The organism is Xanthomonas sp. D-36-1, assembly GCF_017746155.1.
In the GTDB taxonomy this organism is placed as follows: domain Bacteria; phylum Pseudomonadota; class Gammaproteobacteria; order Xanthomonadales; family Xanthomonadaceae; genus Xanthomonas; species Xanthomonas cissicola.
Genome location: NZ_JAGHWR010000067.1, coordinates 1 through 14,602, shown reverse-complemented (window position 1 = coordinate 14,602; position 14,602 = coordinate 1). Strand labels below are relative to the sequence as shown.

Sequence of the window (14,602 nt, the reverse complement as noted above, 5' to 3'; positions counted from 1 at the left end):
CGGAATTGTTCAGGGCGGACTACCGATGTCGCACCACCCGCACCGCCACCGGCCGTGCAAACTTGTCCATTGCCACCGAGGAGATGCGACTATGCCGCAGCAGGGTGCCGAGTTGTTCGGTGGCGCCGAGGCGCTGGTCGACGTCGGGTTCGGCGACGGTGCGCGGACGCTTGCGCTTGTCGGCGTTGACGAAGCGCAGGCGGTTGTATTCGGCCCAGCCAACCGTGGTGACGGCGCTCATCAAGGCGATCACCGGTAGGGAGCCCAAAGCGAACGGGTCCAGCGCGTTGTGTTGCAGATAGAGCTCGGTATAGGCGCTGCGCAGGCCGAAAAACCAGGCGATCAGCGTTGCCAGTGGTGCCCACAGATAGAAGTAGACCATCCATGCGCCGGCGGTGGCGGCGCCGTAGGCGAGGCGGCGCGAGCGGCCGAGGCGTTGCGGCAGGTTGATGATGGGCGGGGTCATTGGATTCCTCGGTCGGGGCTTTTCCAGCGAGCGCGCTTGTTGCGGCGCGCTAGCAGGGCACGTGGGAAGGCGATGACGGCGGTGAGCATACCGATCATCCAGAACGCGGCCGGGTACCAGATCACCCAGAAGAACTGGCAAGCCAGGCCTTTTTCGTAGCGGCGTTCGATCATCAGACTGGTGGCGAACTGCAGCAGGCAGACCACGGCCAGCACAAGGCCATGCCAGCGCGGCAGGATGGTGTCGACATACAGGGCCGGCGGCAGCGCAATGAACTTGCCGAGCAGCCACAGCACGATGATGAGCAGCATGGCGTACGCCCAGGCCAGGCTCAGCGCGTATTCCAGCAGCACTGCCCACATACGCCGGCTGCGCCATTCCAGCGCACGGCGGCCATGGCTCAGCAACACCTCGACACCGCCGCGCGCCCAGCGCAGGCGCTGCATCCACAGGCCGCGAAAGGTTTCCGGCATCAGGATCCAGCACAACGCATTGGGTTCGTAGCGGATATCCCAGCCGTCCAGCTGCAGGCGCCAGGAAATGTCGATGTCCTCGGTCACCATGTTGTCGGACCAGAAGCCGACGTGATGCAGCGCCGAGCGACGGAACGCGCAGATCACACCAGACACGGTAAACAGCCGTCCGTACACGCGTTGCGCGCGTTTGATCAGCCCGACGATGGCGGAAAATTCGCCCACCTGCATGCGGCCCATCAGCGTGGTGCGGTTGCGCACGCGCGGATTGCCGGTAACGCCGCCCACGCGTGGGCCGGCGATCAGGTGGCCGACCATCCAGCGCGTTGCGTTCGGGTCCAGGATTGCATCGGCGTCCACGCACACCAGATAGTCCGAGCGCGCGGCCAGCGTGCCGACGCGCAACGCGTTGGCCTTGCCGTGGTTCTGCTCCAGATGCACGACGCGCAGGCGCGGGTGGTGGTGGGTGAGGTCGTCGAGTACTTCGGCAGTGCGGTCGGTGCTGCCGTCGTTGATGGCAATGATCTCGAAGTCTGCGTACTGCTGCGCGCTCATCGCCGCGATGGTCTCGGCAACGTGCTTGGCCTCGTTGTAGCAGGGCATCAGGATCGAGACGAACGGCTCGCTGGCCATCGGCGGTGGCTTGGATGGACCGGGCGTGCCGCGCTCACGGCGCAGGTGGTAGTAGATGCCGCCGATCATCCAGAAGAACGCCATGATGATCGGGTAATAAAACGCAAAGTTGAACAGGGCGGCCAGTAGGAGGCTGGTCGTCATCGGTCATCGCTCGAGATAGGGGAATTGGCGAGCCGAGATGGCTTCGCGCGCTTCGGGCAGAGACGGATGACCACCGATGAAATCGTCGGGGTAATACGCCAGATGACGCACGCCGGCTGCCAGCAGCAGCTTGCTGTGTGCGAGCAACACACCGTCGGACAGCGGTTTGCCGCTGCGCCAGTCGACCGTCTGCAGTTCGAAGATGGTCTTGTCGAAACCGCGCGGCAGTTGGCCGACGCGTGTGGCCAACTGCGTGAGCCAGGCATTCGCGTCGTTGGCTTGCTCCATGTATGGCATCGCCATCAGCGCGGTGTAGTCGTACGCGCTGGCAAAGGCTTCCAGACGCTGCGCGAACCAGGCCTCGCTGTGCGGTTCCAGCACCGGCTGTGCGAACAGATTGCGCACCGTCACCAACTTCGGCCGCCAGCGTTCGGCGGCGGCTTTCAGTTCCTGGGTAAAGCCGATCAGTTGCTGCGTGCGCTTGGCCGGGTCGCCATTGCCGTAGGCCGGTATTTCATCGTCGCGCAGATAGGCATCGTCATGGAACAACAGACCTTCGAAGTAGGTATTAGCCGCGAGGTCTTCGTAGATGTCTGCCACCAGCTGGCGGGTGCGCGGGTTGCCTGGATCCAGGCGCGGCACATCCTTGGGGTCGTTACCACGAATCTGCAATGCGGCTTGTTGCTGCGCGTCGGGCAAATGGAAGCCGAGCACCGGCAACCAGGCGAATACACGTACGCCGGCACGCGTGCGCAGCTGCCAGGCGACGCGCCCGAACAGATCCGCGCGCATCGGGAGATGGCGGTTGGGGAAATACAGCGCATCTGCAGCGCCATCGCCATCCGGGTCGGCAAAGGCTTGCAAGAACACATGGCTGGGGCCGATGTCCTTGACGCGCTGTACCAGCACATCAAGGTTGCGCTCCAGCTGTGCCGGGTCCGGGTCGTAGACATAATCCAGATCGACCTGGATCGCACGCACGCCGTCACGCGACAGATCACGCCGCAGTTCGCCAGCGAGATCGCGCACGTCGGGATTGTTGAACAGCAGCAGGCGGCCCAGGCTGGCCAACGATTGACCATCTACCCGGTCGCGACCCTGCTGGCCGATATCGGCTTCGTGCGAGCGGCCTTCCAGGTCGAAGCTAAGCGTCATGCCCAGGCGCGCGGCGATCTCGTTGCTGGCGCGGTTGTAGGCAGCGTATGGCCACACCATGGCGCGCGGCGGTTTGCCCAGATGCGCCACCATTGCGTCGCGACTATGGCGTAGATCGGTCTCGATCCGCTGACGATAATGCGCTTCGCTTTCGTACCCGTTGCCGGCATCCCAGCGCCGCGTGACCGCTGCCGGGGTTTCATTGCCGAACGGATTGCCGGGAATGCCTTTATGCAGGTCATCGCTGTGCGAGCCGATTTCGACCAGGCCGCTGTCCTGCATCTCGCGCAACTGTGCCCAGGTGACGAAATCGTCGCGGGTGAAATCGCGCGGGCCATAGGGCACGACCTGGCCAGCCGGCAGTTCCACCCAACTGGTCACCGGTGCGACCAGCGCCGGATAGCCGTAGGCCTGCAGCAACGGGAACGCCCGTGTATAGACGCTGCGCAAGCCATCGTCGAAGGTCAGCAGCACCGGCCGCGAGGGCAGGGCACGCTTGCCGGCACGTGCATCGAGCACCTGTTGCACGCTGACCGGGTGGTACGCATGCGAGCGCAGCCAATCCAGATGCGCGGCGAAATTGCTGGTGGACACCGCATAGCGATCGGGGTCGCCCTTGGCCGCGACGTCGTCGCGAATGTCGTGGTAGCTGAGCACCAGCAGGCCCGCCTGCGCCGATGAGGCAAACGTCATCAGCAGCAGTGCGACCAGCAGCAGCGGCAGGCGGATCACGGCGTACCTCCCCATCGGAAATCCAAATCCAATCCAAGTTGCTGTTCGCGCTGGCCGTCGTAGACCGGGCGCGACCAACTCACGCCGTAGCTCAATGCGCTGCCATCGCCCAGCGACCACAGATGGCGATAGGCCAGCGCAGGTACCCAGCGGCTGCCGAAGCCGGACTGGTAGGTCGGCCCGGCCGTCACTTCCAGTCGCTGCCGAAACGCATCGTCGTACCGGCGCCAGCCGATCTGTTCGATCCGTACGCCGGCGGCAACTGCAGAGCTATGGCGTGGATTGAAGTAATCGACCGCGCGGTCGTCTTCGGCGCGCCCGGCCGAGGCGGCGAACAGTCCATCGACCAGGACATGCGGGTTGGCCCACATGCGTTGGCTGCCGGAAAGATCCAGCTGATCGCGTCGATTGCCGTCGCTATAACGCAACTGGCGCGCCTGCAGTTCCCAGCGGCTTTCGTCGCTGGGCGTCCAGCGCACGGCAGCGCCGATGCTGTCGCCGGTGATGCCCAGGCGGCGCGCCTGCAGCGAGGCCTCCGGGTCGCGCGTGCGCCAGGCGACGCTGCCATACCACGCATCGGAAAAGCGCCAGCCGGCATCCAGTGCCCAGGCAGTGCCGTCGCGATCGAAATCATCGAGGGCGCGGCCGCCATACGCGCTGAAATCCAGGCGGTCGTAGCGGTAATGCGTACCCAGCCAGAAGCTGCGATAACGCACGCGGGTGTCCTGGAAATCCGCCCAATCGTCGCGTGCGCGCAGGCCCACGCGCCAACGCTCGCCCAGCAACGGCGATTCGGCTTCCAGCAATGAACTGCCGAAATGATTGCCGAGCGGCGAGGTGCTGTTGGTCGGCGTGTCGTTCTCGCTGTGCCCCCATGCATGGCTCAGGTGCACCTGCCAGCCTCGTTGACGTTCCAGCGATGCGCCAAGCCGTTGCAGGCCGGCGTCGTCCGGATACTCCGGTTGCAGCGACGCGAATGCGGCGTCCGCAAGATCCAGGCGGTCCAGATCGCGTTGCGCTTCCACCACGCCGCTGCGCGCCTGTTTCTGATGCGGATCCAGCGTCAACGCCATCCGATTGCGCTGCAGTGCCTGCGTGGTCTGGCCGCGACGCGCTTCGATCGATGCCAGTGCCGCTTGTAGCTCGGCATTATCCGGGCCAATGGCCGCACGCTCGCGCAGCAATGCCTCCGCACCGCGATTATCGTTGGCCGCAGAACGTGCGGTAGCCAGCGCGATATCGGCGCTGAAGCGGTCCCAGTTTTCGTAACCGCTGGTGGCACCTTCCCGACGCGGCCATGGGGCTTGCGTGGCGGCAAGTGATTCGAATAGCGGCATTGCTTCATCGAAGCGTTCCTGCTCCAGTAATGCGTAGGCCAGCAGCAATTGCGTATTGAAGTCGTTCGGTGAGTGCTGCAATGCTTGACGAAGTACGCTTTCGGCTTCGGCAGGGCGGCGCAGCCCCATCAGCGAATCGCCCACCGTCGGCAGCACGTATCCCGGCACATCGACGCCTTCTGCACGCAGCGCCTGATAGTTGGCGATCACATCGCGGTGCCGCTGTCTCCTCGGCCAGGTCCATCGCGAGGTCCAGCATCGCCATGTCGTCCTGCAGATCGACGCCGCGCTCGCGTGCGGCGGGCTTCCATCGTTCCCAGAGCTCGGCGTCCTGGGCTTCGCTCAGCACGGGGTGGCGGCCCTTGCGTTTGGGCAACGCCAGGATCTCGCGGCGCAGCGCCACCTCCTGGTGCGACAGGCCGTAGAACGTGCTCACCATCTCGGTGCTCGCTCCCAGGCGCAGCATGCGGTCGACGGTGGAGATTTCTCGCTCCACGTCCTGCGTCTGCCCCAGCAGCCGGCGCACGACCTCGCCGTTCACGGTCACGGAGCACCACGACACGGAGGCGTTGAGCAGCACGCTGACTAGGTCCGGTCGCTTGAGCGCCGCAAGCTCCGCATCGCCGAAGCCCATGGAACGCGCGCGGCGCAGCTGCCCGTTGCGCAGATCGTGCAGCGCCTGGGCGATCACCGCCTGGTTGAGCGGGTGCGGCGTGGTCATGGCATCGCGCCGGAGCCGGAGCCGGCCTGCAGTTCGAAGAGACGCCGCGCCAGGCGCAGCAGGCGAAACAGCTTCACCAGCCCGCTGTCGCTGAGGCGCGGGATGCTGCCCTGGTTGCGCAGCAGGGGTTCGAGCGCTTCGGCGAGTGGTCCGGCATCTGCCGTGTCTCCCAGTGCGTTGAGCAGCGCGAGCAGGGCGGGGGAGCGCTGCTCTTCGCCGCCCGTTGCCGAAGGCGCGTCGCAGGCGTAGCCCACGCCGCCATGGTCCGTGGCGGCGATGCGATCGGCTGCGCCCACCTCGCTCGCGATCTCGCGGGCGAATTGCACGATGTGGGCGCGCAGCCGGTCGGGCGTGTCCAGCCCCGGTTCGATGTGCCAGACGTCGGAGATGGGGTAGAGCCCGCCCGCCTGGACGGGGATGGCCCGCACCACGTTGTCGGCGAAGGAATGCAGGGGCTCGCCGTGGTGGTCCGCCACCAGCTGCCGGATGGACTGCAGGCGCTCCGTGGTCGCGGCCGGCGAGGCGGTGTGTTGTTTGACCGGGTCGGATGCGGGCGGCAGCGAGGCTCGCGAAGCGGTGGCTTCGCTGCCGCCTGTGCGCATGGCCCGGGGTTGTGTGTCGCCCGGAAGAGTAGCCGGGCTAGCGGATGGAGTAGCGACGGGCGTGCCCGCGGCCGCAGGCGGGACCGTTGGCCGGTCGGCCGCCGCGCTGTGTGCCGGCATCGAAGGATGGGGCGTAGGTGCCGGATGCTGCGTCGGCGTGCTGTGCAGCACGCGTTGCCGGCCTTCCAGGCCCGCGATGTCCAGCGCCAGCACGTCGTAGTCGGCGCCCAGCGCCTGCGCCATCTGGCCGACCAGCTCGTCGCGCACCCGCTCGAAGGAGAATTCCGCGGGTGCCGTGTCGAATCCCGCGAGCACGTCCTGGAACAGGTCCGCGAACGGCGTCGCCTCCGCGGACGCGCGCTGCGACCAGACCTGCTCGGCCCCCCGGCGCAGCATCGACAGGCGCTCCACCTGATGGCGGCCCATGCCCGCATAGAGCACCGAGGGAATCGCGGGCAGCAGGTACTGCACCGCGTCGCGCATCCGGCTGATGTGCGGCTGCGGCACCGGATAGCCGTCGGCCGCCAGCCGCCGCGCCAGCTCGACCTGCGTCATCGGTTTGCCGCCGCTTTCCTGCTCGTACAGCTCCCGGGCCTTCTCGACGCCGAGCGCCCGCTCGATGAACGTCAGGGTGCCATGCAATTCGTTTTCCGCGAGATGGCCGGTTAGGGCGACGATTTCGCCGCGCATGCCGCCCTGCGTGGGCCAGGGACGGAACAGGCATGGAATGCGGAAGAAGCGCTCGTCCTTCGTCTCCGCCCAGAGCTCGCGCAGGATCGCGAGCCGCGTGTTGCCGCCGTTGCGGATGATGTAGTGCGGCTCGCCCGGGCGCCGCGTGATCGCCGGGGCGGTATCGAGTCCGCGCTCGCGGATGGATGCCTTGATCTCTGCGTATAGCGGATTGACCGTGACGCGGGGATTGAGCTCGTAAGGACGCAGCTGCTCCAGCGTCACCACCATTGGCGTGTCGGCGATCGGATCGCTCAAGGCCCCGGCGTCGGGGCCGCTGCGCTGGAAGGTGTCCGCCAGCAACTCGCGGGCGATGTCCGGATCGCTGCCCCTGGGCATCACATGCTCCCGTGGTGTCCGTGCCGCTTGTCCACCCGCGGCACGGGCAGCGATGCCGCCTCCGCGGCCAGGGGGCCGGACGGATTGGGTGCGCCGAGATGGATGGCGGGCAATCCAGGCTTGCGCAGGCTGCGCAGTTGCCCGTCCGCGACGACGATCCGCCAGCCTTCGCGGCGCGCGAACGCGATCAGGCGCCGCAACGCGGTGGGCGTTTCAATGCGGGTCGGCATGCGTGGCCCTCCCGGTCACGAGGTCGAGGCGGTCGCGCCACTGCGGAAACAATTCGATCGCGAGCGCGCGCTGGCTCTCCAGCGCGGCCGGAGCGAGCCGGCCACGGGGCTGCCGGTACTCGACGCGATGCACGGGCAGGCGGCGCAGCGCCGCGGTGGGGTAGGCCTCGATCGCCGGGATCGTGGTGTCGAGCACCCGCACGTCCGCGGCCGGCTGGAACATGCCGCGCAGCGCCTGCTGGACCTGCCGGGCATTGACCGACACCGTGTGGACCCGATTGATGAGCAGGCGCAAGGGCGGGGGCTCGATGCCCAGGCGCCGGTACGGGGCGATCTCCTCCATCAGACTCAGCGTGCCGCGCCGCAATTCCCGCGCCGCCAGGATCTCCGGCGTGACCGGCGAGAGCGAGACATCGGAGGCGAGGACCGCCATCTCCAGCAGCACGCTTCGGGCGCCCTGGGTGTCGATCAGCAGCAGGTCATAGTGCGTCTGGAACATGCCGAGCAGATTGCGCAGCCGGAGGCGGCCATCGGCCGCGTGCAGCAGCAGCGTGTTCAACTGGCCGTGGGCATCGTTGGACAGCAGCAGATCCAATCCGCCGATGGCCGTCGTGGAGATGAGCTGGCCGCGATCCTGTTCGTTGAAGGCGAGCATCTCGTAGATGCCACCCGGTGCGCGGCGCTCCAGCGGAAAATAGCTCGACAGCGTCGGCTGGATGTCCAGGTCCAGCAGCAGCACGCGCATGCCGGCGTCCGCGAGGAATCCGCCCAGGTTGGCCGCTGTCGTGGTCTTGCCGACTCCGCCCTTGGTCGAGATGATGGACACCACGATGGGGGGCGCGGTACGGCGCGCTGACGTATCGCTCATGCCCGCTCCCGATCCGCGAGCCACTGGTCAATCTCGTCCTCGTACCAGCCGACCGCGCGCACACCCAGGCAGCACGCGCTGCGGAAACTTCTTCTCCTTCATCAGGCTGTAGATGTGCGCGCGCTTGAAGCCCGTGCGTTCCTCGACCGAGGCGCGCCGCAGGACGCGGCGGTTGGCAGGCGCCTCTTTTTCGATGGCGGTAGGCGGGGTGGCCGGTGACGACATGGTGGTCATTCCTGACGCTCGCTGGCGCTGTATGGACAGCGACAGTGAACCCGCCGCGGTGCGCGGCGGACACCGGCAATCCGGTTCGCGCGGCAACGCAAAGATGCTTTGCACACACGATCTCGGGAAGCGCGGGCAGGCATGGGCGCCTGGGCCGGCAGCGCATGGACTCCGCGAGCAGCAACTGCGCTATTCGGCGCGAGGGACCGGAGGACTACATGGAGGGCGAGGTCTTGGGTTGTGCACGGTGTTTCTTGCAATGCGCGTGTTTCCGGGAGCATCCGCAACTCCTATGCGATGCGAACTCCAGACTTTCCCCCTGCGCCTCTCAGCCGCCCGATATTCGAAACCCGAAAACAGGCGTGTGGGAGACGTACTCCGTCCGGTAAGGCATGGCGATCGACGCCAAGCTTCTTTTATCTAATCAATAAGTATTATTTATAATAATTCTGATGATTCTGACTGAGTGGATATCGACACTCCTAGCACATCGATGCCGATAATTCCGTCAGATAGAATTGTAAAATTTGGAAGCACCGAACACCCCACGGCGGTGGGAGCGTTGTAACGGCTTGCTGTCGAGTTGCTTCGCCTGGGTGGCGAGCGATCGATGGGCTTGCAGCGCATGTTGTTCCGTCCGAACGTGCTCTTCCCATGAAGACGGACGGGCGCGGAAATTCCCCCGTGGATTTCCTGCAGCGATCCTGTTTTGGGACCGGTTTTTGCCCGGTAATGGGCACCCTGTCATGGAGCACAGGTCCATCCTCGGCGCGGATCAAACACCTTGGATAAACCCGCCGTTTCGTTTCGCGCGGGAGATTTGTACAGAATCGATGACCCTCACGCGCTCGAATATCCGCTTCGAAAGGCAGTGCTGGAGAAAGCGCGTACAACGAGTTTGGCTGCCGTGGTTTGTTCGGTATGCCGGCGTGGCAACCGGTCTTTCCTGCCGGGACGAATCGAAGCGGCGCCTTCGAATTCTTCTCGGTCATACCGAAACTCCCGCAGGCGACCCATCCACCCTGAGCGAGGTGGCACCGAGGTCGGAGGAGCCGAAGGCTTTCGGGGTTCGAATCCATGCTGCCTCGCACGGCATGGGGGAATCCGGTCGCTCGCTCGTCTTTCATGGAGGGCACCGGAATGGCGCCGCTGGAAGACTCACTCTGTCTTTTCAGACGTTCCTTGACGGAGGGCATCACGGCGTTGGCCTTCGGGTGATTGCGTGCTCCCGGCGCACTTCGATCTAGTTACAAAAAAACACGATATTTCTGTCCGGTAACTGCAACTGGCACGGTGGCCCGTGTATGGGGCCTCGTACCATCGCGCCCCTAACACAGCAGCCGCCAATGGCGTGCGGAGCAGGAAAATAGATAGGGGAAATCCGCATGTCGGAAGGGAAATTCGTGCCTCGGACCCAGGGTGGGTCGGGGCTGCAGGCGCTGCAATCGCTCTGCCTGATCGCCAGGCTGCACCAGGTGGCAGCGGATCCGGCGGCGCTGGCGCACCAGCTCGGTCTTTCGCCGAGCGAGCCGGTGGACGTGCCGGATCTGCTGCGGGCCGCGAAGAGCCTGGGGCTGAAGGCGCGCAAGGTGTCGTGCGGCGTGGAGCGGCTGGCGCTGACACCGCTGCCCGCGCTGGCCCTGGTGCGAGAGTCCATGCGAGGGTCCGTGCCCGAGCCCGAGCCCGGGGCGGCGGGCGCGGACGATGACGCACCTCGGCATGGCGTTCGCGCCGCCGTGCTCGCGCAGTGCGATGGCCAGCGCGTGCTGCTGCACGAGCCCGGGGAGGGCGCGTCGGCCGGCCGTCCGGTGATCGAGCCCGTCGAAGAGTTCGCCCGGCGCTGGACGGGAGACCTCATCCTCGTGAGCAGCCGCGCGAGCCTGGCGGGCGAACTGGCCCGCTTCGATTTCTCGTGGTTCATTCCGAGCCTCATCAAGCACCGGCGCTTGCTGGGGGAAGTGCTGTTCATCTCCTTCATGCTGCAGCTCTTCGCGCTGGTGAGCCCGCTCTTCTTCCAAGTCGTCATGGACAAGGTGCTGGTGCACCGCGGGCTCACCACGCTCGATGTGTTGGTCGGCGGGCTCGTCGTGGTCGTCGTCTTCGAGAGCCTGCTGAACGGCCTGCGCGGCTACGTCTTCAGCCACACCACCAGCCGCATCGACGTGGAGCTCGGCGCGAGGCTCTTTCGCCACCTCGTGCAGTTGCCGCTCGCGTACTTTCAGTCGCGCCGCGTGGGCGATTCGGTGGCGCGCATGCGGGAGCTGGAGAACATCCGCGGCTTTCTCACCGGCAACGCGCTCACCGTGGTGCTGGACGTGCTGTTCTCCGGGGTCTTCATCGCGGTGATGCTGGTCTACAGCGTGCCGCTCACCCTCATCGTGCTCGCCAGCCTGCCGCTGTATTTCGGGCTGAGCCTGGCGGTGGTGCCCGCGCTGCGCAAGAGGCTGGACCACAAGTTCGCGCGCGGCGCCGAGAACCAGGCCATGCTGGTGGAAACCGTCACCGGGATCCAGACCGTCAAGGCCAGCGCGCTGGAGCCCTCGTTCGCGCGGCGCTGGGACAACCAGCTCGCGGCCTACGTCAGCGCCAGCTTCAAGACCCAGAACCTGGCCGCCTGGGCGCACGAAGGCGTCAATCTGATCGGCAAGCTGGTGAACGCCGCCACCCTGTGGTGGGGCGCGCGCCTGGTCATGGAAGGCCAGCTCAGCGTGGGCCAGTTCGTCGCCTTCAACATGTTCGCGCAGCGCGTGGCGCAGCCCATCATGCGCATGGCGCAGCTGTGGACGGATTTCCAGCAGACCGGCATCTCCATGGCGCGGCTGGGCGACATCCTCAACACCCGCACCGAAGCGCCGGCCAGCAGCGCGGCGCAGCTGCCCGCCCTGCGCGGCCGCGTCACGCTCGACGGCGTGCATTTCCGCTACCGGCCCGAGGCCGCGCCGGTGCTCTGCGGCGTGCAATTGGATATCCGCCCCGGCGAGGTCATCGGCATCGTGGGCCGCTCCGGCTCCGGCAAGAGCACGCTCACCAAGCTGGTGCAGCGCCTCTACGTGCCCGAGCAGGGGCGCCTCCTGGTGGACGGCATCGACATCAGCCTGATCGATGCCGCGCAGCTGCGGCGGCAGGTGGGCGTCGTGCTGCAGGAGAACCTGCTGTTCAACCGCAGCGTGCGCGAGAACATCGCCATCGCCGATCCGGCCGCCCCGATCGAAGCCGTGGTGCACGCGGCGCGGCTGGCCGGCGCGCACGATTTCGTGAGCGAGCTGCCCGAGGGCTACGACACGCTCGTGGGCGAGCAGGGCGGCAGCCTCTCGGGCGGCCAGCGCCAGCGCATCGCCATCGCGCGGGCGCTGTTCACCAACCCGCGCATCCTCATCCTCGACGAGGCGACCAGCGCGCTCGACTACGAGAGCGAAGCCATCATCCAGCGCAACATGGCGCACATCTGCGAGGGCCGCACGGTGCTCATCATCGCCCACCGGCTCTCGGCCGTGCGCCAGGCCCACCGCATCATCGTGATGGACAAGGGGCGCATCGCGGAGGCCGGCCCGCACGATGCGCTCATCCAGCGCCCGCAGGGGCTCTACGCGCACCTGTGGCGCATGCAGGACGGCGGCGGCGCCAGCGCCCTGCCAACGCGCACCGGCCAGCGCACCGAGGAGGTCGTTGCATGAACGCCCCCACCTCACATGCCCCCACCGCCCGGGCCCGCGCCGCGGCCGAACCGCGCCACCCCGTGCGCCTGCTGCTGCAGCGCTATGCGGACATCTTCCGGGCGGCCTGGGCGCAGCGCGGCGCCTTGGCCGGTCCACCGCTGCTCGCCGACGAGCGCGCCTTCCTGCCGGCCGCGCTGAGCCTGCAGGAAACCCCCGTGCACCCCGCGCCGCGGCGCCTCGCCTGGCTGCTCATGGCGCTCTTCGCGATCGCGCTGGCGTGGTCCATCTTCGGCAGGATCGACATCGTCGCCGTGGCGCCCGGGCGCATCATCGTCAGCGACCGCACCAAGCTCGTCCAGCCCCTGGAAAACAGCGTCGTGCGGCGGGTGCTGGTGCGCGACGGCGACCACGTGGCAGCGGGCCAGCCGCTGCTCGAACTCGATCCCACGGCCGCGCACGCCGATCGCACCAGCTTCGGCGAGGCGCACCGGGCGGCCGAATCGGAATCGCTGCGCGTGCGGGCGCTGCAGCAGGCGCTCGCGGGCGAGGCGGGCCCCGGCGCGAAACTGTCCCGCTGGGCACCGCAGGACGTGCCCGCCGCATGGAGTGCCCGCGAGCGCGCCGATGCCCAGGCGCAGCTGCTGGCCGAATGGAGCGACATCACCGCGCGCATCGCGCGCCTGGATGCCGAGCGCCAGCGCCGCGAGGCCGAGATCGCCACCGTGCGCGCCATGGTCGGCAAGCTGGACGCCACGCTGCCGGTGGTGCGCCAGCGCGAGCGGGATTTTCAGACCCTGGCCGGGCAGGGATTCATCTCTGGCCACGCCACCCAGGACCGCATGCGCGAACGCATCGAAATGGAACGCGACCTGGCCACCCAGCAGGCCCGCCTGCAGGAGGCCATCGCCACGCTGGCCGAGGCCCGGCAGGCGCGCATGTCCTACCTCGCCGAGACCCGCCGCGCATTGAGCGAGCGGCAGGCGCAGGCCGACCTCAAGCGCGAGCAGAACGCACAGGAACTCTCCAAGGCGGAGCGGCGCGAGCGCCTGGCGACCCTCGCCGCGCCCGTGAGCGGCACCGTGCAGCAACTGGCCGCGCACACCGAGGGCGGGGTCGTCACGGAAGCCCAGGTGCTCATGGTCATCGTGCCCGATGGGGCCCAGGTCAGCGCCGAGGTCACGCTGGAGAACAAGGACATCGGTTTCGTCGAGCCGGGGCAGGACGTGACCATCAAGCTGGAGACGTTTCCGTTCACGCGGTACGGCACGGTGCCCGCGCGGGTGGAAACGGTCACCCGCGATGCGGTCAACGACGAGAAGCGCGGGGCGATTTTTCCGGCGCTCCTGCGGCTTGAGAGCAACCAGATCGCCGTGGACGGCAAGGACATCCGCCTCGCTCCCGGCATGAACCTGACGGCCGAGATCAAGACCGGCCAGCGTCGGGTGATCGACTACCTGCTGAGCCCGATACAGAAGGCCGGCAGCGAGAGCCTGCGCGAGCGCTGAGGCAATGGATGGATCGCACCGCGCAAGGTTTCGGCAACACGCCACACGACAGCAACCGAGTTTCAAACACCAAGGAATGGACGAAGAGCATGAAGGACAGCAACACACAGACCACCCTCGCTTCCGCGCTGCGCGCGGCCGGAATCAGCGAGGTCTCCGGCAACGACGATGAAACGGCGGCACTCGGGGCCACCGGCCCGAATGGATTGCATGGTTCGCTGCGGAGCGCTTTTACCGCGGCGATGGAGGCGCTGCCGCAGGCGTCCAGCCTCCCCGCGCCGGATGCGGTGGAAATCGGCTACGCCAAGCCCATGGCGATGGCCGAGATCGCGGACGGATGGGGCGATGCGCGGCCCGAGTTGTTCCAGCAAAACGGAGATGACGGGCAACCGGTCGTGGTCGACGCCAAACCCTGGAGGGTGGAAGAGCGCAGCGACGCCGTTCCTGCCGCCGCCCAAGCGTTGAGCGCGAACGTCGACCTCGCGGCGGTATTGACGGCGACGGCGGCTGGCCTTGGCGGCAATGGAAGCCTGTCTCTCACGGGCTCCACGCAGGAAGCGGCCCGCGTGGCTGGAAGCACTGCTGCTCTCGAAATGAACGCGCAGCAACTGGTTCAGGCGATGGCGGGATTCGCGCCACAGGCCGCGGGTGAGTCGCTGATTGCCTCGGGCGCGTTTCGGGATGTGCTGGGCGTGGTGGTGGCGAATTCGCTGGGATGAGCGAATAAGGCTCGTCGATGCGCTGCAGTCTGGCGCCCAAGGTATTGAGTCCGCCCTGAACAATTCCG

The 14,602-nt window shown here is 67.0% G+C and carries 10 protein-coding genes and 2 pseudogenes; 3 read left to right on the top strand and 9 right to left on the bottom strand.

The features are described from left to right. Positions 1-19: 19 nt before the first annotated feature. The 9 genes and pseudogenes from pgaD to J7367_RS17255 form a co-directional block, all read right to left on the bottom strand. Positions 20-466 (bottom strand): poly-beta-1,6-N-acetyl-D-glucosamine biosynthesis protein PgaD, encoded by a 447-nt coding sequence (pgaD, locus tag J7367_RS17295; protein WP_022559030.1) that lies wholly within the window; start codon positions 464-466, stop codon positions 20-22. Further along, positions 463-1,716, bottom strand: coding sequence for a poly-beta-1,6-N-acetyl-D-glucosamine synthase (gene pgaC, locus J7367_RS17290; RefSeq protein ID WP_057663944.1), 1,254 nt, complete (start codon positions 1,714-1,716; stop codon positions 463-465). The genes pgaD and pgaC overlap by 4 nt, the downstream gene beginning before the upstream one ends. A gap of 3 nt (positions 1,717-1,719) precedes the next feature. Continuing rightward, positions 1,720-3,618 carry a poly-beta-1,6-N-acetyl-D-glucosamine N-deacetylase PgaB gene (gene pgaB, locus J7367_RS17285; protein WP_057663941.1) on the bottom strand — a complete coding sequence of 633 codons (1,899 nt, stop codon included), beginning with the start codon at positions 3,616-3,618 and terminating at the stop codon, positions 1,720-1,722. Continuing rightward, the gene (locus J7367_RS17280; protein ID WP_244672329.1) at positions 3,600-5,021 is read right to left on the bottom strand and encodes an HmsH protein; all 1,422 of its coding nucleotides are present in this window, start codon (positions 5,019-5,021) and stop codon (positions 3,600-3,602) included. Before J7367_RS17280 ends, pgaB begins: the two co-directional genes overlap by 19 nt. Before the next feature lie 148 nt (positions 5,022-5,169). Further along, positions 5,170-5,661, bottom strand: a pseudogene (locus J7367_RS17275) (DUF2857 domain-containing protein); the annotation flags it as partial. Beyond that, positions 5,658-7,331: a ParB family protein gene (locus J7367_RS17270; protein WP_057663939.1), complete on the bottom strand. Its 1,674-nt coding sequence runs from the start codon at positions 7,329-7,331 to the stop codon at positions 5,658-5,660. The pseudogene J7367_RS17275 and the gene J7367_RS17270, both read right to left, overlap by 4 nt. Further along, a complete protein-coding gene (locus J7367_RS17265; protein WP_057663936.1) occupies positions 7,331-7,561 on the bottom strand; it encodes a hypothetical protein in 231 nt (76 codons plus the stop codon). Before J7367_RS17265 ends, J7367_RS17270 begins: the two co-directional genes overlap by 1 nt. Further along, entirely contained in the window at positions 7,545-8,429 is an 885-nt protein-coding gene (locus tag J7367_RS17260) for a ParA family protein (protein ID WP_057663933.1), read from the bottom strand. The genes J7367_RS17265 and J7367_RS17260 overlap by 17 nt, the downstream gene beginning before the upstream one ends. Next, positions 8,426-8,654, bottom strand: a pseudogene (locus J7367_RS17255) (AlpA family transcriptional regulator). The gene J7367_RS17260 and the pseudogene J7367_RS17255 overlap by 4 nt, the downstream one beginning before the upstream one ends. Positions 8,655-10,039: 1,385 nt before the next feature. Between J7367_RS17255 and J7367_RS17250 the strand changes: the two are divergent. Genes J7367_RS17250 through J7367_RS17240 form a run of 3 tightly spaced genes read left to right on the top strand, consistent with a single transcriptional unit; the run spans position 10,040 to position 14,534 of the window. Beyond that, the gene (locus J7367_RS17250; protein WP_057663930.1) at positions 10,040-12,328 is read left to right on the top strand and encodes a type I secretion system permease/ATPase; all 2,289 of its coding nucleotides are present in this window, start codon (positions 10,040-10,042) and stop codon (positions 12,326-12,328) included. Then, the gene (locus J7367_RS17245; RefSeq protein ID WP_057663926.1) at positions 12,325-13,815 is read left to right on the top strand and encodes an HlyD family type I secretion periplasmic adaptor subunit; all 1,491 of its coding nucleotides are present in this window, start codon (positions 12,325-12,327) and stop codon (positions 13,813-13,815) included. The genes J7367_RS17250 and J7367_RS17245 overlap by 4 nt, the downstream gene beginning before the upstream one ends. Positions 13,816-13,823: 8 nt before the next feature. Then, positions 13,824-14,534, top strand: coding sequence for a hypothetical protein (locus J7367_RS17240; protein WP_244672328.1), 711 nt, complete (start codon positions 13,824-13,826; stop codon positions 14,532-14,534). Positions 14,535-14,602 lie beyond the last annotated feature (68 nt).

Excerpts from the sequence above, each read along its gene's own strand:
- pgaB (WP_057663941.1), bottom strand. The coding sequence starts at position 3,618 with ATGGGGAGGTACGCCGTGATCCGCCTGCCGCTGCTGCTGGTCGCACTG.
- J7367_RS17245 (WP_057663926.1), top strand. The coding sequence starts at position 12,325 with ATGAACGCCCCCACCTCACATGCCCCCACCGCCCGGGCCCGCGCCGCG.
- pgaC (WP_057663944.1), bottom strand. The coding sequence starts at position 1,716 with ATGACGACCAGCCTCCTACTGGCCGCCCTGTTCAACTTTGCGTTTTAT.
- J7367_RS17240 (WP_244672328.1), top strand. The coding sequence starts at position 13,824 with ATGGATCGCACCGCGCAAGGTTTCGGCAACACGCCACACGACAGCAAC.
- J7367_RS17270 (WP_057663939.1), bottom strand. The coding sequence starts at position 7,331 with ATGCCCAGGGGCAGCGATCCGGACATCGCCCGCGAGTTGCTGGCGGAC.
- J7367_RS17250 (WP_057663930.1), top strand. The coding sequence starts at position 10,040 with ATGTCGGAAGGGAAATTCGTGCCTCGGACCCAGGGTGGGTCGGGGCTG.
- J7367_RS17265 (WP_057663936.1), bottom strand. The coding sequence starts at position 7,561 with ATGCCGACCCGCATTGAAACGCCCACCGCGTTGCGGCGCCTGATCGCG.
- pgaD (WP_022559030.1), bottom strand. The coding sequence starts at position 466 with ATGACCCCGCCCATCATCAACCTGCCGCAACGCCTCGGCCGCTCGCGC.
- J7367_RS17260 (WP_057663933.1), bottom strand. The coding sequence starts at position 8,429 with ATGAGCGATACGTCAGCGCGCCGTACCGCGCCCCCCATCGTGGTGTCC.